Below are 19,891 nucleotides of genomic sequence, written 5' to 3'. Positions count from 1 at the left end.
ACTACGGCGTCGCCCCCGGGCACGAGGGCAGCGGGCTGCTCTTCACCGACCCTTGGGACAACACCGTCGAAGTGGCCACCATCGGCGGCTGACGCTGAGCCTTGAGCCGCTGATCAGCAAGAGCGTGACCGGACCACCACCGGTGGACCGCCGCCCCTGGCGGCCACCGCCGTCGACCCAGGAGGTAAGAAGTGGCAAAGACGCAGCTACGTCGCTACGAGATCGAGAATGGCCAGATGGAGACGTTCCTCGTCTACTGGCACAAGCTGATCGAGCAGCGCCAGAAGTTCGGGTTCCGTGTGGTGTTCGCGTACGTCGACGACACCAACAATGAACTCATCTGGGCTGTCGAGCACGACGGTGACTTCGCGGCAGCCGAAGCCGAGTACATGGGCTCGCCTGAACGGGCTGCCACACTCGTCGGGGCGCCGCAGGTGATGAAAGGCGCAAAAGTCGGCCGGGCAACACGGGTGATGTGACGCGCCCTGCGGTCGCATTGTGGAGGCAGCAGACGACAAGCAGAGATTGTTGACCACCGCCGGATCGACATGGGGATTGACGCTGTAGTCGAACTCCCGCAGCGACTTGTCCCGGGGAAAATGGGCCGCCCGGATGCGACGTTCGGCCCGGCGGCGGTCTCGGTCCTCGCACTCCGCCATCAACAGTTCGGCGAGGAACCCGGCGTAGGACAGGCCCTCGCGTTCGGCCCGGCCGATCGTGTCGGCGGCCTGGGCTCGCATGGTGGGCAGCCGCAGCATGCGGCAGGCGGTGTCGACTGCCGCGTCGGATGCCTGTGCGGTCAGCGCATGATGGGCGGTGGTCATGATCGATCCTTCCGGCGAAGCTGTAACAGCTCGTCCCACTGCTCCAAGCGGGGCAGGGGACGCTGATCGGCGGGCAAAGCACGAGCCAGACGGCGAAGGGTCAGGGGCGTGACCTGGGCCGGGTCCAGCTCCAACGGCTCCGAAGCGCGGGTGCCGGCGGTGACGGTCGGTGCCCGGCCAGCCGCCTGGGCCGCCTTGCGGGCCTCCAGCGCGATGACATCCTCGTTGAAGGTGCCCGTCGCAAGGGCCGCGCGGATCCCGGTCACCACGTCCGTGTGCCGCTGGTGGCGGTGCAGCAACAGCACCTTGACCAGGGCTTTCGTTCCATCGACGTCGCCGAGGGCCTTCTTGGCCGCGGCCCAGAACGCTTCGTGGACGGCCGTGAAGGTGCCTTCGGCGCGGGCCTGGTGGAGGGCCTCGGAACGTTCCAGGGCCCCCGGCTTGGTCAGCAGGGCTTCCAGGAAGTGGTCCAGCACAAGGTGCTCGGCACCGCGACCTGCCAGCCGCTGATGGCGGGCGATCTTCCGCCGGCCGTCATAGACGGTCAACTCTGATCTTGATGCCAACTATCCCTCTTTTGTGCCAACTAAAAATCCTCGTCACAAAGTTGCTAACGCCGCACCCTCGGCATGCCGAGGCCCAGCCAGGAGATGATCTCGCGCTGGATCTCGTTGTTTCCGCCGCCGAAGGTGAAGATGACCGCGCTGCGGTAACCCCGCTCCAGTTCGCCATGGAGGACGGCGCCCGCGGAGCCCTCCTTCATGGGTGCGGCGGCGCCGACGATCTCCATGAGCCAGGCGAAGGCCTCGCGGCGCGCCTCGGAGCCGTACACCTTGACCGCGGAGGCGTCATGCGGGGTCAGGGTGCCCCGCTGGAGGGCGTCGACCATCTGCCAGTTCAGCAGTTTCATGGCGTCCAGGCGCGCATGCGTCCTGGCCAGCCGGCCGCGCACCCACCCCAGGTCGATGACCCGGCGCCCGTCGGCGAGCTTGGTGGCGGCGGCCCAGCGGCGGACGTCGTGGTACGCGCGGATCGCCATGGTGCCGTGCGCGGCGAGGGTGACCCGCTCGTGGTTCAGCTGGGTGGTGATCAGCCGCCACCCCTGGTTCTCCTCGCCCACCCGACGGCTGACCGGGACGCGTACGTCCTCGTAGTAGCTGGCGGTCGTGTCGTGCGAGGCCAGGGTGGTGATGACCGTGCAGGAATAGCCGGGATCCGTGGTCGGCACCAGCAGGATGCTGATGCCCTTGTGCGGCGGCGCATCGGGATCCGTACGCACCGCGAGCCAGACCCAGTCGGCGGTGTCGCCGTTCGTGGTCCAGATCTTCTGCCCGTTGACCACGTACGAGTCGCCGTCCCGCACCGCGCGGGTCCTCAGCGAGGCGAGGTCCGTCCCGGCGTCCGGCTCCGAGTAGCCGATCGCGAAATCCAGCTCCCCGGACAGGATCCGGGGCAGGAAGTACGCCTTCTGCTCCTCCGTCCCGAACTGCATGATCGTGGGGCCCACCGTGTTCAGCGCCATCAGCGGCAGCGGCACCCCCGCCTGCGCGGCCTCGTCGAAGAAGATGAACTGCTCCATGGGACTGAGTCCCTGGCCCCCGTACTCCTTCGGCCACCCCGCCCCCAGCCGCCCGTCCGCCCCGAGGCGGCGGATGGTCTCGCGGTAGAACCGCTTCTGCGCGGCGGGGTCGGTGTGGCGTGCGTACGCGTTCTCGGGCACGAGCGCGGCGAAGTACGAGCGCAGTTCGGTGCGCAGCCGCTGCTGTTCGGGCGTGTAGTCCAGGTGCACGGCCCCTCCAGAGGTCCGGGTCTGCGGCGCACAGACTAGAACGCGTTGCAGAAATCTGGAAGGGCCATGACGTACGGACAGGCTCTAACCGCCGAGCGCGGAGGCGACCACCGCCTTGGCCTCCTCCTGGACCAGAGCCAGATGATCGGCGCCCCGGAAGGACTCGGCGTAGATCTTGTAGACGTCCTCCGTGCCCGAGGGACGGGCCGCGAACCAGGCGTTCTCCGTCTGTACCTTCAGGCCTCCGATCGCCGCGCCGTTGCCCGGCGCCTCGGTGAGCACGGCGGTGACCCGCTCCCCCGCCAGCTCATCGGCCGCGACCTGAGCCGGCGTGAGCCGGGCGAGGACGGCCTTCTCGTCCCGCGTCGCGGGGGCGTCGATCCGCGCGTAGGCGGGCTCCCCGAACCGCTCGGTCAAGGCGGCGTAGTGCTCGGAGGGCGAGCGCCCCGTCACGGCGATGATCTCGGCGGCGAGCAGGGCCAGGACGATGCCGTCCTTGTCCGTTGTCCAGGTCGAGCCGTCCCGCCGCAGGAACGACGCGCCCGCCGACTCCTCACCGCCGAAGCCCAGGGTCCCGTCGAGCAGGCCGTCCACGAACCACTTGAAACCGACGGGCACTTCGACCAGCTTGCGCCCCAGCTCGCCCGCCACCCGGTCGATCATTCCCGACGAGACCAGGGTCTTGCCGACCCCCGCGCCGGACGGCCAGCCCTCCCGGTGCGCGTACAGGTAGGAAATGGCCACCGCGAGATAGTGGTTGGGGTTCATCAGCCCGGCGTCGGGGGTGACGATGCCGTGCCGGTCGGCGTCCGCGTCGTTGCCGGTGGCCACCTGGTACGCGTCGCGCTGGGCGATCAGCGAGGCCATCGCATAGGGCGACGAGCAGTCCATCCGGATCTTGCCGTCCCAGTCCAGGGTCATGAAGCGCCAGGTGGGGTCGGTCAGCGGATTGACCACGGTCAGGTCCAGCCGGTGCCGTTCGGCGATGCGGCCCCAGTACGCCACTGAGGCGCCGCCCAGCGGATCCGCGCCGATCCGGACGCCGGCCGAGCGGACCGCGTCCAGGTCCAGGACGGCGGGCAGGTCGTCCACATAACGGCCCGTGAAGTCGTAGCGGCCGGTCGTCGGCGCGGCGAGCGCCCGCGCATAGGGCACCCGGCGTACGCCCGACAGGCCGCCCGCGATCAGCTCGTTGGCGCGGTCCTGGATCCAGCCGGTGGCGTCGGAGGCGGCCGGACCGCCGTTGGGCGGGTTGTACTTGAAGCCGCCGTCGGCGGGCGGGTTGTGGGAGGGCGTGACGACCACGCCGTCCGCGAAGCCGCCGGTGCGGCCCCGGTTGTGGGTGAGGATGGCGTGCGAGACGGCCGGGGTCGGGGTGTAGCCGTCCTCGCTGTCGATCAGCACGGTCACGTCGTTGGCCGCGAAGACCTCCAGCGCGGTGGCGCGGGCGGGCTCGGACAGGGCGTGGGTGTCGGCGCCGAGGAAGAGCGGACCGTCTGTGCCCTGAGCGGTGCGGTAGTCGCAGATCGCCTGGCTGGTGGCCGCGATGTGGTCCTCGTTGAAGGCCGTCGCGAGCGACGAGCCTCGGTGCCCGGAAGTGCCGAAGGCCACCCGCTGGCCCGGCTCCGAGGGGTCCGGGTGCAGGGTGTAATACGCCGTCACCAGCCGGGCGACATCGATCAGATCCGCCGGCCCCGCCGGCTGTCCCGCCCGTTCGTGCACCATGTCCGACTCTCCATCCGTGTCCGCCCGTGTCCGCCGCGCCCGTGCCGGCAGGGCCATCATCCATTCTCGCCGGTGCGCCTGTGGGCGCGACACCGCGCCTGCGACACCAAGCCGTGGCTACCCCCGGCCGGAGCCGGTCCGGTGCCATAGTCACTGTCAGTCCCATGTCCGCGCCCGCGAAGGAGCGTGCCCGTATGACCGCCGGCTCCGACCTGCTCATCGACGCCTTCGGACGTGTCCGGGAGACCGTCCACGAGGTCGTCACAGGCCTGCGCCCCGACGAGCTCACCGCCCGTCTCGACGACCGCGCCAACTCCCTCTCCTGGCTCGTCTGGCACCTCACCCGGATCCAGGACGACCACCTCGCCGACGCCGCCGGCACCGAGCAGCTCTGGACCTCCCAGGGCTGGTTCGAACGCTTCGCCCTGCCCTTCTCCTCCGCCGCCACCGGCTACGGCCACTCCCCCAAGGACGTGGCCGCCGTACAGGGCCTGACCCCCGAGCTCCTCACCGGCTACCAGGACGCCGTCCACGACAGCACCGTCCAGTACCTCGCCGGGCTGGACGACTCCGACTTCGACCGCGTCGTCGACGAGGACTGGACCCCGCCCGTGACCCTCGGCGTCCGGCTCGTCAGTGTCATCGCCGACGCCCTTCAGCACGCCGGCCAGGCCGCTTTCGTACGCGGCGTACTGCGGCACGGCGTACTGCCGCACAAGTAAGCTCGGAAATCCTCCGACGGAGTAGGACATCCCTGTGGCCGACGAAACAGCGCACGGCGCCGGTCCGGACAGCCGTGACCGCGAATTCGACATAGTCGTCTACGGGGCGACCGGTTTCGTCGGCGAGCTGGTGGCCGCGCATCTGGCCGAGGCCGCCCCCGAGGAAACGCGGATCGCGCTCGCGGGACGCTCGGAGGAGAAACTGGCCCTGACGCGGGGGCGGTTGGGCGGACGGGCGCAGAAGTGGCCGCTGGTGGTGGCCGAGGCCGGTGACGGCGCGGCGATCCGGGCGATCGCGGAGAGCGCGCGGGTGGTCGTCACCACCGTCGGCCCGTACGCGAAGTACGGCCACGCCCTGGTGGCGGCCTGCGCCGAAGCGGGGACGGACTACGTCGACCTGTGCGGGGAGGCGCTGTTCGTACGCGACAGCATCGACGCACACCACGAACGGGCCGGGGCCACCGGCGCCCGTATCGTGCACGCCTGCGGATTCGACTCGATCCCGTCGGACATCGGGGTGCACGTGCTGTTCGAGCGGGTGCGGGCGGACGGGGCCGGCGAGCTTACCGACACGACGCTGGTGCTCTCGTCCGTCAGGGGCGGGGTCAGCGGCGGCACGATCGACTCGGTGCGGCATCAGGTCGACACCCTCAAGCGCGATCCGGCGCTGCGGAAGCTGGCCCTGGACCCGTACACCCTCAGCCCCGACCGGCCCGGCGAGCCGGATCTGGGGCGGCAGGCCGACATCGTGCTCGCCCGGGGCCGTGCCGTGAGCCCGGGGCTGCGGGGCACCCTGGCGCCGTTCGGCATGGCCGCGTACAACACGCGGATCGTGCGGCGGAGCAACGCGCTGCGGGGATACGCGTACGGCCGGGGCTTCCGCTACCGGGAGGTGATGAGCGTCGGCGGCTCACCCCTGTCGCCGCTGCTCGCCGCGGGCATGGCGGCCGGGATCGCCGGACTGATCGTCGGCCTGGCCGTGCCGCCCACCCGTTTGCTGCTCGACCGGATCCTGCCCAAGCCGGGGCAGGGCCCCGGCGAGAAGGCGCGGGCGCAGGGCCACTTCACCATGGACGTGTACGCGACCACCACCAGCGGCGCGCGCTACGCCGCCCGCTTCAAGGCCCAGGGGGATCCCGGCTACCAGGCGACGGCGGTCATGCTCGGGCAGTCCGCGCTCGCCCTCGCCCTCGACCGCGAGGCCCTGCCCGCCCTGCCCGGCGGCGGAGGCGGCGTACTCACCCCCGCCACGGGCATCGGCGACGCCCTCGTGGACCGGCTGCGCGCGGCCGGCATGGAGATCTCGGCCGGCGTCGTGGGCGGGGGCCTCACTTCTTCCTGACGGCCTCGCGCCAGATCAGCCGGGGGATGCCCGGCTTGACGGCGGTCGTGACCACCCCCATCGCCTTGCGGACGAACCGGTCGTCGGCCAGCTCCCGCAGCATGCTCGCGGCGAGGTCGGCCCGCGCGGTGAACACACCGTCCCCGCTGTTCTCGGCGAGCGCGTAGTCCGTCACCACGGGGTGGTCGAACAGGCCGGACGGGCGGGCGATCGTCCAGTCCAGGTCGCTCGCCCGGACGAGGGCTTCCATCCGGCGCATGTCCTCGTGCGCGGTCCGGGCGATCACCCGGTTGACGTACGGGTCCAGCACGTTGTTGAAGAAGAACGCACCGCTGGGACGCCAGGCGGGATCGGTGACGCTGGAGCTGACCACCACCAGCCGCTTCACCCCGTGCCGTTCCATGGCGGCGATGATGTTCCGCGCGGCCACCGAGTAGACGGTGACGGGGCGCCGGCTCGGCGCGGCCCCCAGCGCCGACAGGACGGCGTCGCTCCCGGCGATCGCCGCGTCGACCGCCTCCGCGTCGGCGATGTCGGCGCCGACGACGCCGAGTCCGGCGCGCGGCGGAAGGCTTTCGGGGCGGCGGGCCACCGCGGTGACCTGCTGGCCGGCGGCCAGAGCCTGGTCGGTCAGCCGACGGCCGGTCGGGCCGGTGGCACCGAGGACGACGAGACGCATGGCGTCAACTCCTCACCTCATCCCCGGTCGTTCCGGGGGCTGTTGATGCCTTGACACTGCCGACTCCGCGTCGCCATATTCAATGTTGATGAATAACACGCGAGGGCGGGGGCGCCCCCCGGGAAATCCCCCCACCAAAGCCCGCATCACCGAGGCCGCCCGCGGCCTCTTCCTCCAGCACGGCTACCGCGGCACCACCCTGCGGGCCGTCGCCGCCGAGGCCGGTGTCGACTCGGCGCTCATCAGTTACCACTTCGGCTCGAAGAAAGGCCTGTTCGGCGAGGTGACGCAGGTGCAGTGCGCCCAGTCCCTCGCCCTGTCCCCGGCGCTGGAAGGCGACCCCGCCGGCCTGCCCGACCGGCTCCTCAAGGCCGTCACCGACCTCTGGGACGACACCGAGTTCAACAGCCTCGCCGTACAGAACGAGGACGTGATGCGGGTCTTCCGGGAGTACCTCGACCGCGAGGTCCTCGGCCGGATCGCTGAATATCTCGGCGGCCCCGACGCGACCGACCGGGCCACCGCCGCCGTCACCGTGATCGGCGGCCTGATCTTCACCAGGTACCTCAATCCGCTGCCCGCGTACACCCACCTGACATCCGCCGACGTACGCCGCATCCTCAGCCCGACGCTCCGGGCGGCGCTGTGGGGTGTCCGACGCCGGCCACCGCGTCGGCTGTAGTATCGGCGAACAGCTTTCACCAGGACATCTTGGAAGTCCCCATGCCTCGCCGATCTCCGGGCGAGATCAGGTCGCAGCTGCCCCGACGGCGCGACAGGCACCACCGGCGGACCGTCATTCGCGGGCTCTCCGCTTCGGCCAATCGGCAGATCGCACAGTTCGAGTGCACTCGCGGACTGTCCCCGGGCGAGGTGGCCCTAGCCTTTCGACGGTGGGCCCTTCGCGCCCGCCGCCCCCGCAACGCCGAGGACTGGCGCTACGGATACGCGGACGCGCCCACGGGCCACATACGGACGCTCCTGGAGCACGCCACCTGCGCACTGCGCGGAAAAGCCCGACGCGAGATCCGTGCGGCCCTCGAACCTCTGGATGACCGCGTGCTCAGCCGAACCGTCAACGACCCCTTCGCGCAGCCCGGATTGCCATGGTGGCAACGGCGGATCGAGATCTGACTCATGCCGTGCGCATCCCGAAGAGGAACCGCGTCGCGCGCGTGCGCCGCACCAGGAGCTCGTAGGCGGCCAGGGTGAGGGCCAGGGAAATGGTCACGATCACGGCGTACTCGACGGGGATCGGGGCGCTCCAGCCGACGACGAAGTACGCGACGGCGACGACGATGGGCTGGTGCAGGACGTACACGGGGAGTACGGCGGCGGCCAGGTAGGCGTGGACGCGGCTGCGCCCGGAGGAGACCGGCGCCGCGCCCGGCTCGGCGGCCCGTGCCACCTGGCGCCGGTCGAGGTGGCCCAGGATGGCGACGACCAGGCACCAGCCGGCCGCGCCGAAGAGCACGCGGACCACCATGGCCAGGGCGGTCATCTCGGTGAAGGGCTCGTCCACGAGGCCGAAGCCCGGACCGGCCAGTGCGAACAGACCGCCCCCGACCCAGCCGGCCGGCACCGCCGCCCGGCGCATGGCGGTACGGATTCGGTCGTCGGCGGCGAGAGCGCAGCCGGCGGCGAAGAACACCAGGTAGGCCCAGCGGTGCCAGGCCGCGTAGTTCTCCTCCATGCCGGCGAGGGCGCAGATCAGGGCGAGGGGAATGGCCGGCAGCAGGATCGCCCAGCGGAAGCGGACGGCGGCCTGCGCCAGCCGGTCGGCGACGGGCCGGACCCGGTCGGCCGGCAGCAGGCGGTACAGGGGCGCCAGCATCAGGGAGAAGGTGAGCAGCAGCACCACGAACCACAGGTGGCCGGTCTCGAAGTACTCGCCCTGCACGAAGAAGGGGAACTCCGAGAGGTCGATGTGCACGTCGTAGAAGTGCGGAAGGAAGGCGAGGTAGGAGTCGTCGTAGCCGGGGTCCGCGGAGCGCAGACGCAGCCACTGCGGCAGGGGGTTGAGTACGAGGGTGGCCAGGACCAGCGGCACGCCCAGCCGTAACAGACGTTCCTTGACGAAGCGGGCCGTGCCCCGGCGGCGCAGCGAATACCAGGAGCCGAGGCCGGAGACCAGAAACAGCGCGGGCATCGCCCAGACGACCGCGAAGCCGAGCAGGAAGGTGATGGCCTCCGTGGTCTCGGAGTTCCGGACGTAGAAGTCGCCCTCCGTGGCGAAGACGAGAGCCGAGTGGAAGAAGATCAGCCCGAACACCACGAGCATGCGCAGCGCGTCGAGCTCCGGGCGCCTCTCCGGCAGCGCCTGCGGTACCGGTTCGATGCGGGTCGCCATGGCCGATGCCCCTCCCCCGACTGCCATCTGCCGTCTGCCGTCTGCCTCACCAGTGTTGGGGACGGGCGCGCGGAGCACCATCCCCAGCGGCTGTGGGGCCGGGAGGGTTGCGGCTATCCGGGTGGCGCGACCAGGGCGTCGGACTGATTCGCGCGGCGAAGAGCGTCAGCGACGAATCCGTCGGCTTTCAGCGCCTCGACGATGTCCCTGAGGGACTGGACGGTCTCGGGTCGCCGGGTCGTGGTCGTGCCCACCGCCTGCTGGATCTGCATGAACCGGCCCTCGATCAGCCGGACTTCGGGATGCGCCGCGACGAACCCGGTCATCGGCTGCCTGATGCCGGCCGCGACCTCCAGGCCCTGGGCGCGGAACTCGTCGGCTCCTTCCTCTCCGCGCACGACGGTCGCGTGCCGCAGCGTGCGGGAGAGGAACAGGTCATAGGCGGATCCACGCTTCACGCCGATGCGCACGCCCGCACGGTCGACGTCAGCGACCGTGGTGATGGCCGAGTCCTGGGGCACGGCGAATACGCCTTCGATCACGACGTACGGCGCGGTGAAGGCGACCTCGGCCTCACGGGCGGGCTCGATGGCCAGGAAGCAGATGTCGGCCCGCCCCGCCGCCATCGCCTCGTACGACTTTCGCGCGGCGTCGAAGCAGAGGAGTTCCACCGGCACGTCCAGCCGTGCGCCGATCTCCCGCGCGATGTCGACCGTGACGCCGGCCGGTGCCGTCGGCGTGCCCTGGGCCAGCACCGGATTGCCCAGATTGATCGAGGCCCGCAGCACGCCCTCCGGCGCCAGATCCTTGGTGATTGCAGCAGTCAAGATCCCCATGGAGCGGATCTTACCGGCACGTCGGTCGCCACCGTTCGCGAAGGATGGCCGCGTGACCAGCGCGAAGCCAGCGCCCGGCCGACGTCCTGCCCGGCCGCACCGAGGATCACCGGAGTGATCGCTCAGCGGCCGCTCCAGACCGCGGGTCTGCGCTCCGCGAAGGCCCGGGGGCCCTCCTTGGCGTCGTCGGCACCGATCCGGCATCGGCTCGACCCCGAAGCCCCGGTCCCCGAGCGTGCCCGGGCGCCGGAGTGCCCGGACAGCGGCTCTGTCCGGGCACTCCGGCGACGCCGCGACATCATGTCGCCGTGGCCGGATTCATCAGTCGCGGGTCGTCGCGTCGCACCTCCTCGGGCCGCTGCGCGGGGTTGTGGTCGCCGTGATCAACCGGTGCTCCTCGTTCACCTTCACTGCTGGGTCAGGGTGACTTCGTCGCAGTAGCCGTTGCCGCTTCCGGAGGAGAGATGGCAGTAGATGCGGGCGGTGGTCGCGCTCGATCCCGTGGTGAAGGTTGTCGACACCTTCGAGTAGGTACTCGAAGTGGTCGAGGCACTCGTGGTGGCGGAGCCGTTGTAGACCTTGGCCTCCAGTGCGGTCGTTTCACCGGAGGTCCCGCTCGCGAGCGCGCCAGTCAGCCGGTAGGTCGTGCTCGGCGTGAGGTTGTAGACGATCTGCCACAGCGTGCTGCCGCTCAGGGACGTGGTCGCCAGTCCGGCGTAGGTGCCGTTGGACGACGTGGTCGAGAGCGACCAGTTCCCATTGCGCCAGGGCACGGTCTGGCCGGACTCGAAGTTGCCGTCGACCACGTAGTTCGTGACGGCGGTGACGGCGAGGTCGTCGCAGTATCCGTACCCAGTGCCCGAGCTCTTGTAGCAGTACAGCCGTGCGGTGGTGGCGGTCCTCCCGGTGGTGAAGTCCGCGGAGACGTACGTCCACGCGGTACTGCTGGCGCTGGCGTACGTCTCGATTCCGCCGTGGTTCTTGACGCCGACGTTGATGACCTCGCCGGCGACAGCGGACTTGACCCAGCCCGAGACGCGGTACGTCGTCCGGGGCGCGACGGGGACGGACTGTTCGATGGATGCGGGCGAGGACGAGATCTGGGCCGCGTAGGTTCCGGAATGGGCGCCCGAGCTCACCACCGAGACGGTGTTCCACTTGCTCCAGGCCGTGAGCGACCCCTTCTCGAAGCCGAGGTTCCGGTTCGCCAGGCAGGTCGAGTCGGTGGGCGAGCTGTACTGGTCCGCGCCGATGTCGGGCGGGCAGACCGAGGGAACGGTCGAACCCCAGTAGTCCAGGCCGCCGTTGTCGGGGATGACGACTCCCGCACCGATGGCCGGGGACGACGAGGAACTGATCTGGTAGCCGCTGACGCTGTCGATGCCGGTGCCACCGGAACCGACCGAGGTCAGCAGCGGATCCGACGTGATCTTCCCCGTGTCCGTCGGCTCGCTGGACGGGTGGTTGCCGTAGAAGAGGTTGTTCTGCCAGGAGAAGTTCGACTCCGGCTGGCCGCTGGTGTAGACGTAACCGCCGCTGCCCAGGTTGTAGAAGATGTTGTTGGCGAGCGCGAGATCGTTCCAGGCGCCCGTGACCTGAAGGATGTCCGCGGTGGAAGCCGACGAGAGGTAGATGGTGTTGTTGTAGAACTTGGAGTCCTGTGATCCGTCCATGGTGATGACGCGCAGGAGGTCGTTCTCACTGACGTTGTAACGGACCGCCGCGTTGCTGGAGAGGTGTGTCCCCCCGCCGCAGCCGCAGAAGAGGATGAACCCTCCCGCGTTGTCGTGGCTGTAGTTGTACTGGACGATCGTGCCGTCCTGCCCGTAGTCGACGTCGAAGCCCTGGCCGTCGGTGTTACCGGAGTTCTTCTCGGTCCCGTACGCCTCGTTGTACTGGATCACGGTGCCGTCGGAGTCCCACGCCCAGATGCCCGCGTTCGCCGAGTTCGCCAGAGCCGCGTTGTAGACCACGTTGTACTGGATGACGGCGTCCTGCGACATCTGCACGACGATGCCGTCGCCGTCCGTGTCGTGGACGGTGTTGTTCTGGACGACGACGTCGGTCCAGGGGGTCCAGGCCGGGTTGTTGCAACCGATGGACGGCCGGCACAGCCAGGTGCTCGACATGTTGATACCGCTGCGGGCGACGTTGGCCACCGTGTTGCCGTCGATGTCAACGTCGCTGAAGGCGCTGGCCGTCGTGGTCCCGAGAACGGAGAACTGGATGCCGGCGCTGCCGTCGACTTCCTTCGACTGGTTTCCGTTCACATCATGGATGCTGAGGTTGCTGATCTTGTAGTGAGTCCCGGTCCCGTAGTTCTCGAGCACCACGTAGACACCGCGTCGCGCGTTCGCGCCCTTCACGGCGCCGGTGTTCGTCACCTCCAGGTTGGAGATCTCCCAGTACTGCTGGTTGTACAGGTAGATCGCGTCCGTGGCGCCGGCCCCGGCGATGATCGGCAGGGCGCCCGAACCGTAGGCGCCCATGGAGATCGAGCCGCCCGACGAGCTGCCCGAGCCCAGCGGGTGCAGGGTGCCGGAGCAGGTTGTCCCTCTCTTGAACAGCAGCTGGTCCCCGGCGGCGAAGGTCGTCGCGTTCGGGTCCGACAGCGAGTTCCACGGCGAGGCGGAGGTACCGGTCCCGTCGGTTGTCGCCGAGCAGTCCACGTAATAGGCCGAGCCGGTCGCCTGTGCCGTCCCGGCCGGCGTCAGGAATATCGCTCCGCAGGCGGTCAGCAGGCTGACGACCACGCCTGCGATGAGTCGTCGGGTCCTTCTTGCACGTCTCATGGTGTCTCTTTCCGTACGACACTGTCGGAATCGGTGGACGGGCTCGCCGCGACCTTGCGGAGCGCGGCGACGATTGCCTGCGTGGGGGCGGCATGGTTCGACCAATCGGCGGCGACGTGCCCGTCGGCGCCGATCAGCACGGTGTGGAGCTGTCCGTCGGTGGACAGCTGTGCGCCGGCGGAGGCGGAGTCCGCGGCGACGACGAGTTGGGTCGGGATCGCCCAGTTCGCCGCGAAGTTCTGCAGCGCGGCATCGGTGGTGTTCCCGTCCGAGTCGGTGATGAGAACCCGGACGTCGGGATACTGCAGCGCCACGCTCTTGAGGGACGGGATCTGTCTCCGCGCCTCCGCCGCATCGACGTTGCCCTGGTCGTCGATGGGAATGCCGGATACGACGGTGGGCCCCGAGACGGTGATCCGGTCCCCGTCGAGCAGCGTCACACCGGAGGCGGCCGGCGTCGTGGGCTGGCATGCGGTGACGAGCAGCAGCGCGGCGACGAATGGAATCATCCTCAGTGCAGGCATCTTTGCCCCGCCCTGTCCCTGGTTGGTTTGTGGAAGAAGTCGCTGCCGCGTCGCCGGGTCCCGCGTCACCGGGCCGGCCCTCCGAGAGGCAGGATCGGAGCCTCAAGGGCTTCGTCGCGGTCGCACACGAGGGTGTTCCCGCTCACCCGCAGGCGGGCGACCTGGATCGAGCTCCGGCGGACGTCGTAGTCGCTGTCGTGAGCGGCGCCCTCATGGGTTCGCCCGGGGTGCGTGAAATAGAAGACGAAGGCGCCGAGTTCGCTGGTGACGACGTCGGCATGCAATCCGTACGTCGCGTCGTCAGCGCCCTGCCCGGGGAGGTCGAGGATGAGCCCCTGCGGTTCCCAGGTCTCCAGGTCCTGCGAGCGAAGCACCCGCAGGCCGTGCCATTCGTCGACGAGCATCCAGTGGACGCCGCCGAACTCGAAGACATTCGGGCCTTCGTGCTCCGAGCATTCGACAGCGGGCCCCCGGACGGTCCACCGCTCCAGATCGGGGCTGTCCGCCGAGTAGGTGTGCTGGTGGTCGGCCTCGTCCTTGTACCACATGCGGTAGCCCCCGGCGGGGAGCGGCAGGACGCAGGCGTCGATCACGTTTCCCGACGAGAGCGGCAGGTCGGAGCGGTATGTCCAGGAGAAGAGGTCGTGGCTCGTGTAGTGGCGGATCACCCGTACATGGCCCTCCCACCGGGACGGAACACCGCGGATGACGCTGACGTACATGTGGTACTCGGCGCCGTCGTCGACGATCTCCGGGGCCCAGTAGGTGTGCCGCCCCGGCTCGGTGTCCAGCCCATCGGCGATCCCCCGGTACAGCCAGGTGGCTCCGCCGTCCGCGGAGGACGCGATCCCGATGTCGGTCCCGTGCACCCAGCTCACGTCGTTGATCGGCGGCGCGTCGGCACGGCGGTTCGTGTAGAGCATCCACCACTCGCGGGTGTGCCGGTTCCAGATGACGGTGGGGTCGGCCGCGCCGTCGTGAACGGGGTCTCGGAACAGGGGGTGTGCAACGGTCGTCATCGTTCGTCCCGGGGCGTGAGTGTGACGGGTGTTCATGGGGTCGCTCCTGCGCGACTGCGTGAGAGTTCGGTGTGCGGCCGACCCTGCGCCGGACCTGCGGGGACACGCAGGCGGCATGGCAAGTGACGACAAAGAGAGGCCAGGGCACCGCCCCTGGCGGTCGGCGAGCCCTCACCCACACGAAAGTGCGCCGGTGAGTTCTTCGCCGAAGCGGTTGGCTGATGTTCACGTGAACATGGCGGAACTGTTTCGATAGTGTGTCCACGCCCCCAATGGATGTCAATAGACTGATCCGCTTGGGTTTTTCGCCCGGCACGTACGGAGGAAGGTCCGTTTCGCGAAGTACTTGACGTCCCGGTCGTGTTTACGTGAACGTGATCTGCGCAGAACGGCACTCAGAGCGTCCGGGGGCAAGGGTGAACACAGAGCCGACGGAGCCCGGGGAAGCGACGGAACCGAAGCGACGCAAGCGCGGGCCGTCGATCGCCGATGTCGCGGCGCTGGCCGGGGTGTCCAACCAGACCGTCTCCCGGGTCGCCAACAACCGCACCAACGTGGATCCGGACACCCGCGAGAAGGTGCTCGCCGCCATGGAGATACTCGGCTACCGGCCCAACACGGCCGCCCGGGCCCTGGTGACCGGGCAGTTCCGCATGATCGGCGTGATCAGCTTCGACCTCAGCGGCATCGGCAACGCCCGCACCCTGGCGTCCATTTCCGCCGCCGCCCAGGAGGCCGGCTACAGCATCAACCTGGTGGGCGTACGCGCCCCCACCGAGCAGGCGGTGCGCGAGGCATACACCGGACTGACGGTGCAGGCCGTGGACGGCATCGTGCTGGTCCAGGCCCAGCTCCTGGACACCCCCACGCTGCGGTTGCCGCCCGGCGTTCCTCTGGTGATCGTCGCCGGCCAGCAGCACCAGCGGTATCCGGTCGTCGACACCAACCAGGCCGAGGGTGCGCGGCTGGCCACCCGGCACCTGCTCTCCCTCGGCCACCGCACGGTGTGGCACGTGGCCGGGCCGCGTGACTCCCCCTCGGCGCGCCAGCGGGCGGAGGCCTGGCACAGCACGGTCAAGGACGCCGGCGCGCCGGTCCCGCCCGTCGTCTACGGGGACTGGACGGCCGACAGCGGCTACCGCGCCGGGCTGCGCCTGGCCGGGGAACCCGAACTCACCGCCGTGTTCGCGGCCAACGACCAGATGGCGCTCGGCGTGATCCGCGCCCTGTGGGAGACCGGCCGGCGGGTCCCGGAGGACGTCAGCATCGTCGGCTTCGACGACATCGCCGACTCCTCCTGCTACCTCCCGCCGCTGACCACCGTCCACCAGGAGTTCGAGCAGGTCGGACGGGAGTGCCTCGATTCCCTGCTCCACCAGATCCGGCACGGCCAGGACAGCCCACCGCCTCCCTCCCGGCTCCGGCCGCGGCTGGTGGTGCGCAGGAGCACCATGGCGGTGCGCGCCGGACGGGCTGAATTCAGCCCGTCCGGCGACTGAGGACGGAGCCTGCCACCGGATGGACCCGGTGAACTACCACGCGGCCAGAGAGCCGTCGGTGTTGCGCCAGACCGGGTTGCGCCAGCGGTGCCCGCGCTCGGCGGCGGCGCGGACCGCGTCCTCGTCGATGGTGATACCGAGGCCAGGGGCGGTCAGGCGGTCGATGTAGCCGTCGCGGGAGGCGAAGGGCGAGGGGTCGGCGAGGTAGCCGAGCAGCCCGCTGCTGTCGCCGTAGCCGATGCCCAGTGCCTGTTCCTGGATGAGGAAGTTGGGGGCGGCGAAGTCGAGCTGGAGGCTGGCGGCCAGCGCGATCGGGCCGAGCGGGCAGTGCGGCGCGAGCAGCACGTCGTACGTCTCGGCCATGGCCGCGATCCGCCGGGACTCGGAGATCCCTCCGGCGTGGCTGATGTCGGGCTGGGCGACGGCGATGCCGTCGGCGAGGACCTCGCGGAAGTCCCAGCGGGAGAAGAGCCGTTCACCGGTGGCGATGGGGATCGAGGTGGAGCGGACGACCGAGCCGAGGTCACGGGTGAACTCCGGCAGCACCGGCTCCTCGACGAACATCGGCAGCAGCGGCTCCAGGTACGGCAGGACCCGGCGGGACATGGCCCCGCTGAAACGCCCGTGGAAGTCCAGCGCCAGGTCCCGGTCCGGGCCGATGGCCTCGCGCACCGTGGTCACCGCGGCGACGATGGCGTCGATGGCGGCCGGGGTGGCCAGCGGCTCCAGGTGAGCGCAGGGGTTCATCTTGACGGCGGTCATGCCCTTGGCGACCTGCGCGGACGCCGACTCGGCCAGCTCCTGGAGGTTCTCCCCGCCCACCCAGCCGTAGATGCGCACGCGGTCACGTACGTGGCCGCCGAGCAGTTGGTGCACCGGCACGCCGTGGGTCTTGCCGGCGATGTCCCACAGGGCCTGGTCGATGCCGGCCAGGGCGCTGCTGAGGACGGGGCCACCGCGGTAGAAGCCGCTCTTGGCGAGCACCTGCCAGTGTTCCTCGATGCGGGCGGGGTCCTGGCCCGTCAGGTAGTCGAACATCTCCTCGACGCACGTGGCGACGGTGTGCGCCTTGCCCTCGACGATGGGCTCGCCCCAGCCGGAAATGCCTTCGTCGGTGTCGATACGCAGGAAGAGCCAGCGCGGTTCGACGAGGAAGAGTTCGTATCCAGTGATCTTCATGGTGCGGACCTCCGGTCCAGGTGTACGGGTGTGCGGCTTGCTGTTTTCGGACAGACGAAAGCTGCTGGGGGCGCGGGTGGCATGGGGCGCGGGTGTGTGAAAGGGACCCGGCGGGCTACTCGTGGGCGCTGATGCTGCGGCCGCCGTCCACGAGCAGGTTCTGACCGGTGATGAAGGACGCGTCGTCGGAGGCGAGGAAGGCCACGGCGGCCGCCACGTCGTGCGGGAGCCCGAGCCTGCCGACCGGGATGCGGGACGCGGCCCTGACGAGTTCCTCCTGCGGCACAGCCGCCCACAAGGCCGTGACCACGGCTCCGGGCAGGACGGCGTTGAACCGGATCAGGCCGGCGTACTCGACGGCGAGCTGGCGGACCAGCGCGTCGATACCGCCCTTGGCGGCGGCGTACGCAGGGTAGCCGCGGAAGCCGAGGGCGGCGTGGATGGAGGAGGTGACGACCACGGCGCCCCGGGCGGCCGTGAGCAGGGGCACCCCTGCCCGGACGCCGTAGAACACCGAGTCGAGGGAGAGCCTCAGCTGGCCGTGCCAGGAGGCGTCGTCCAGTTCGTGCGCGGCTCCGGGCAGGTTCCGGCCGGCGTTGAGGTGCAGGATGTCCAGGCGTCCGGTCCAGGACTCCACCTCGCCGACGGCCTCGGCCCACTGGGCGGGCGAGGTGACGTCGAGCTCGCGGCTTCGGGCCTGTCCGGCCTCGGCGCGGATGTCCTCGGCCACCCGGTGGGCGCCCTTGGCGTCCACGTCGGTGACCAGGACCGACGCGCCTTCTTCGGCGAGACGGTGGGCGGTGGCCTCCCCGATCCCGGAGGCGGCCGCGGTGAGCAGGGCGGTGCGGCCGGTGAAGCGCGCCGGTCCGGCGACGGTCATGACGTTCCTCCTGGGCGTGCCACCGAGCCGCGCAGTACCAGCCGGGGCTCGGTCGGTACGACGATGTCTCCCTGCGGCGTTCCCTGGATGGCGGCGACCAGGGCGTCCACGGCCGCCGCCCCCAGCTCGTACAGGGGCATCGCGACAGTGGTCAGCGGTGGGGACAGATGGCCGGCCACGGGCATGTCGTCGTTGCCGACCACGGAGATGTCCTCGGGGATCCGCAGGCCCAGGTCCCGGATCGCCGCCATCGCACCGATCGCCTGGGCGAGCGAGCTGGTGTAGAGCGCGGTGACCGGCGTGGTCCCGTCCGCGCCGGGGCGCAGCAGCTGCAGCGCGGCCGACACTCCGCCCTCCTCGGTGAAGTCCCCGGAGGCGACCGGGGCGGCGGACAGCCCCAGCTTTTCGGCATGCTGCAGGAACGCCTGCTTGCGGGCCTCACTGGGGGCGATCCCGGGAGGTCCCGCGATATGGCCGACCGCGCGGTGGCCCAGACCGTGGAGGTGGTCCAGGGCCGTGACGCTGGAGCGGGCGACGTCCATGGTGACGTTCCGGCCGGATCCCTCAACGGACCGGTTGAGGAAGACATGCGGGACCGGGCTGCGATTCAGGGCGTCCAGCAGGGGATGACCGGGGCGGGCCGAGGCGATGAGCAGTCCGTCGACGTGCCCGTGCTGCACCAGGTCATTGAAGGACCCGTCGGCCTCCTGCCCGTCGAAGTCCTCGGCCAGCAGCGAGAGATAGCCCAGTTCGCGAGCCCGCTGGTACGCGCCGCGGGCCATGGTGACGTACGTGGGGTTGGCCAGGGCCGGCACCAGCAGGGCCAGGGCGTGCGTACCCGCACCGGCCAGCCCCCGGGCGCCCGAGTGGGGACGGTAGCCCAGCGCTTCGGCGGCCTCGTGCACGCGCTGCCGGGTCTCCGGCCGGACCGACAGGTCCGGCCGGCCGTTGAGCACCTTGGACACGGTGGCCTTGGAGACTCCGGCCTCACGGGCGACGTCCACCAGCCTGGCTCGAACAGGCTGTTCCGTCATCTGTGACCTTCCCTCTGCGCGCCGCGCCGCGCCGCGCGCTGTGCTGTGCTGTGCGTGCTGTGCTGCGCGCTGTGCTGCTCGGTGTTCGCCGTCCCGGCCGGCGGTGATGTCGGGATCAGAACCCCTTGACACCTTCTGGGCCCGCAATCTAACCTTCGCCGAAGTTTCAGTCAACCGGTTTCCTCCGAGGCCTTACCGCGCTATACATGTGCAGAACGCCACGGATGGTTGATTCACCACAGACACGACGAGTCGGCTCAGACCGACGACAGGTGAGGTGTGCAATGAAGCGCTCCGGAAGTCTCCTCGGGGCCGCCGTGACGGCGGTACCGCGGCCCGCACGCCCGGACGGGTCGCAGGATCCGTCCGCGGGAGCCGCTACGGCGACCTGAGGGCCGTGGAAGCCGGGCCGGCCGGCCTCATCCGCTCCGGCGGATGATGGGGACGACCGGACGGACCTGCTTCCACCGGCACCGGCGACGACATCGCCACCATGGCCACCACGTGACGACCGACCGCCCGACCGCCGGGCGAGCGCGTCCGGGCCGGCCCCGGTCGAGACCCGGGGACGGCGCGGTGAAGCCATGACCATCAGCGCTTCATGAAGGCGGCCCGGCATGCCCGGGGCCGCGGCACCACCCACGAAGACAGACAGTCGGCCCACCACGATCCGCGGTGACGCCGATGACCCATCGGC

Annotated in this window: 18 protein-coding genes; 5 read left to right on the top strand and 13 right to left on the bottom strand. The window is 70.1% G+C overall.

Annotated elements, in window-relative coordinates; translation table 11 throughout:
* Positions 1 to 206: 206 nt before the first annotated feature.
* The 4 genes from OG607_RS40085 to pgm all read right to left on the bottom strand — a co-directional run bounded on the left by OG607_RS40085 (position 207) and on the right by pgm (position 4,338).
* The gene (locus tag OG607_RS40085) at positions 207 to 824 is read right to left on the bottom strand and encodes an ATP-binding protein (protein ID WP_405734441.1); all 618 of its coding nucleotides are present in this window, start codon (positions 822 to 824) and stop codon (positions 207 to 209) included.
* On the bottom strand, positions 821 to 1,372 hold the full coding sequence (locus OG607_RS40080; protein WP_405734439.1) for a hypothetical protein: 552 nt from the start codon (positions 1,370 to 1,372) through the stop codon (positions 821 to 823). Before OG607_RS40080 ends, OG607_RS40085 begins: the two co-directional genes overlap by 4 nt.
* A 62-nt stretch (positions 1,373 to 1,434) precedes the next feature.
* Positions 1,435 to 2,613 (bottom strand): acyl-CoA dehydrogenase family protein, encoded by a 1,179-nt coding sequence (locus tag OG607_RS40075; protein WP_405734437.1) that lies wholly within the window; start codon positions 2,611 to 2,613, stop codon positions 1,435 to 1,437.
* A gap of 84 nt (positions 2,614 to 2,697) precedes the next feature.
* Entirely contained in the window at positions 2,698 to 4,338 is a 1,641-nt protein-coding gene (gene pgm, locus OG607_RS40070; protein ID WP_405734435.1) for a phosphoglucomutase (alpha-D-glucose-1,6-bisphosphate-dependent), read from the bottom strand.
* A gap of 194 nt (positions 4,339 to 4,532) precedes the next feature.
* Between pgm and OG607_RS40065 the strand changes: the two genes are divergently transcribed.
* Both OG607_RS40065 and OG607_RS40060 read left to right on the top strand, forming a co-directional pair.
* On the top strand, positions 4,533 to 5,060 hold the full coding sequence (locus tag OG607_RS40065) for a DUF664 domain-containing protein (RefSeq protein ID WP_405737374.1): 528 nt from the start codon (positions 4,533 to 4,535) through the stop codon (positions 5,058 to 5,060).
* 34 nt (positions 5,061 to 5,094) lie between these two features.
* Positions 5,095 to 6,402 (top strand): saccharopine dehydrogenase family protein, encoded by a 1,308-nt coding sequence (locus OG607_RS40060; protein WP_405734433.1) that lies wholly within the window; start codon positions 5,095 to 5,097, stop codon positions 6,400 to 6,402.
* Here the strand turns inward: OG607_RS40060 and OG607_RS40055 are convergent.
* Entirely contained in the window at positions 6,389 to 7,081 is a 693-nt protein-coding gene (locus OG607_RS40055) for an NAD(P)-dependent oxidoreductase (RefSeq protein ID WP_405734431.1), read from the bottom strand. The genes OG607_RS40060 and OG607_RS40055 overlap by 14 nt on opposite strands.
* Before the next feature lie 88 nt (positions 7,082 to 7,169).
* On the opposite strand from OG607_RS40055, the gene OG607_RS40050 reads away from it, so the two are divergent.
* A complete protein-coding gene (locus OG607_RS40050) occupies positions 7,170 to 7,763 on the top strand; it encodes a TetR/AcrR family transcriptional regulator (RefSeq protein WP_405734429.1) in 594 nt (197 codons plus the stop codon).
* A gap of 191 nt (positions 7,764 to 7,954) precedes the next feature.
* Positions 7,955 to 8,215 carry a hypothetical protein gene (locus tag OG607_RS40045; RefSeq protein WP_405734427.1) on the top strand — a complete coding sequence of 87 codons (261 nt, stop codon included), beginning with the start codon at positions 7,955 to 7,957 and terminating at the stop codon, positions 8,213 to 8,215.
* A 1-nt stretch (position 8,216) separates the two neighbouring features.
* On the opposite strand, the gene OG607_RS40040 is transcribed toward OG607_RS40045, so the two are convergent.
* The 5 genes from OG607_RS40040 to OG607_RS40020 all read right to left on the bottom strand — a co-directional run bounded on the left by OG607_RS40040 (position 8,217) and on the right by OG607_RS40020 (position 14,602).
* Positions 8,217 to 9,431, bottom strand: a complete 1,215-nt coding sequence (locus OG607_RS40040; protein ID WP_405734425.1) for an acyltransferase family protein — start codon at positions 9,429 to 9,431, stop codon at positions 8,217 to 8,219.
* A gap of 113 nt (positions 9,432 to 9,544) precedes the next feature.
* Complete coding sequence (locus tag OG607_RS40035; protein ID WP_405734423.1) at positions 9,545 to 10,267, bottom strand: transporter substrate-binding domain-containing protein; 723 nt, start codon at positions 10,265 to 10,267, stop codon at positions 9,545 to 9,547.
* Positions 10,268 to 10,674: 407 nt separating this feature from the next.
* Positions 10,675 to 13,059 (bottom strand): carbohydrate binding domain-containing protein, encoded by a 2,385-nt coding sequence (locus OG607_RS40030; protein WP_405734421.1) that lies wholly within the window; start codon positions 13,057 to 13,059, stop codon positions 10,675 to 10,677.
* A complete protein-coding gene (locus OG607_RS40025) occupies positions 13,056 to 13,568 on the bottom strand; it encodes a TlpA family protein disulfide reductase (protein WP_405734419.1) in 513 nt (170 codons plus the stop codon). Before OG607_RS40025 ends, OG607_RS40030 begins: the two co-directional genes overlap by 4 nt.
* Positions 13,569 to 13,648: 80 nt before the next feature.
* A complete protein-coding gene (locus OG607_RS40020; protein WP_405734417.1) occupies positions 13,649 to 14,602 on the bottom strand; it encodes a glycosyl hydrolase in 954 nt (317 codons plus the stop codon).
* Positions 14,603 to 15,018: 416 nt separating this feature from the next.
* Here OG607_RS40020 and OG607_RS40015 point away from each other — a divergent pair, with 416 nt between their 5' ends.
* Positions 15,019 to 16,101, top strand: a complete 1,083-nt coding sequence (locus tag OG607_RS40015) for a LacI family DNA-binding transcriptional regulator (RefSeq protein WP_405734415.1) — start codon at positions 15,019 to 15,021, stop codon at positions 16,099 to 16,101.
* 33 nt (positions 16,102 to 16,134) lie between these two features.
* Here the strand turns inward: OG607_RS40015 and dgoD are convergent, their stop codons facing one another.
* The 3 genes from dgoD to OG607_RS40000 form a co-directional block, all read right to left on the bottom strand.
* Positions 16,135 to 17,280 carry a galactonate dehydratase gene (gene dgoD / locus OG607_RS40010; protein ID WP_405734413.1) on the bottom strand — a complete coding sequence of 382 codons (1,146 nt, stop codon included), beginning with the start codon at positions 17,278 to 17,280 and terminating at the stop codon, positions 16,135 to 16,137.
* Between the two features lie 115 nt (positions 17,281 to 17,395).
* On the bottom strand, positions 17,396 to 18,160 hold the full coding sequence (locus OG607_RS40005) for an SDR family NAD(P)-dependent oxidoreductase (protein WP_405734411.1): 765 nt from the start codon (positions 18,158 to 18,160) through the stop codon (positions 17,396 to 17,398).
* A complete protein-coding gene (locus OG607_RS40000; protein WP_405734409.1) occupies positions 18,157 to 19,194 on the bottom strand; it encodes a LacI family DNA-binding transcriptional regulator in 1,038 nt (345 codons plus the stop codon). The genes OG607_RS40005 and OG607_RS40000 overlap by 4 nt, the downstream gene beginning before the upstream one ends.
* Positions 19,195 to 19,891 lie beyond the last annotated feature (697 nt).

Origin of the sequence: Streptomyces sp. NBC_01537, assembly GCF_045040445.1 — a bacterium.
Classification (GTDB): Bacteria; Actinomycetota; Actinomycetes; order Streptomycetales; family Streptomycetaceae; genus Actinacidiphila.
This window is presented reverse-complemented; position numbering and strand designations above follow the sequence as displayed.

Bases quoted from the DNA above. Each gene is read 5' to 3' on its own strand.
- OG607_RS40085 (WP_405734441.1), bottom strand. From the start codon at position 824: ATGACCACCGCCCATCATGCGCTGACCGCACAGGCATCCGACGCGGCA.
- pgm (WP_405734435.1), bottom strand. From the start codon at position 4,338: ATGGTGCACGAACGGGCGGGACAGCCGGCGGGGCCGGCGGATCTGATC.
- OG607_RS40065 (WP_405737374.1), top strand. From the start codon at position 4,533: ATGACCGCCGGCTCCGACCTGCTCATCGACGCCTTCGGACGTGTCCGG.
- OG607_RS40055 (WP_405734431.1), bottom strand. From the start codon at position 7,081: ATGCGTCTCGTCGTCCTCGGTGCCACCGGCCCGACCGGCCGTCGGCTG.
- OG607_RS40050 (WP_405734429.1), top strand. From the start codon at position 7,170: ATGAATAACACGCGAGGGCGGGGGCGCCCCCCGGGAAATCCCCCCACC.
- OG607_RS40040 (WP_405734425.1), bottom strand. From the start codon at position 9,431: ATGGCGACCCGCATCGAACCGGTACCGCAGGCGCTGCCGGAGAGGCGC.
- OG607_RS40035 (WP_405734423.1), bottom strand. From the start codon at position 10,267: ATGGGGATCTTGACTGCTGCAATCACCAAGGATCTGGCGCCGGAGGGC.
- OG607_RS40030 (WP_405734421.1), bottom strand. From the start codon at position 13,059: ATGAGACGTGCAAGAAGGACCCGACGACTCATCGCAGGCGTGGTCGTC.
- OG607_RS40025 (WP_405734419.1), bottom strand. From the start codon at position 13,568: ATGATTCCATTCGTCGCCGCGCTGCTGCTCGTCACCGCATGCCAGCCC.
- OG607_RS40020 (WP_405734417.1), bottom strand. From the start codon at position 14,602: ATGACGACCGTTGCACACCCCCTGTTCCGAGACCCCGTTCACGACGGC.
- dgoD (WP_405734413.1), bottom strand. From the start codon at position 17,280: ATGAAGATCACTGGATACGAACTCTTCCTCGTCGAACCGCGCTGGCTC.
- OG607_RS40005 (WP_405734411.1), bottom strand. From the start codon at position 18,160: ATGACCGTCGCCGGACCGGCGCGCTTCACCGGCCGCACCGCCCTGCTC.
- OG607_RS40000 (WP_405734409.1), bottom strand. From the start codon at position 19,194: ATGACGGAACAGCCTGTTCGAGCCAGGCTGGTGGACGTCGCCCGTGAG.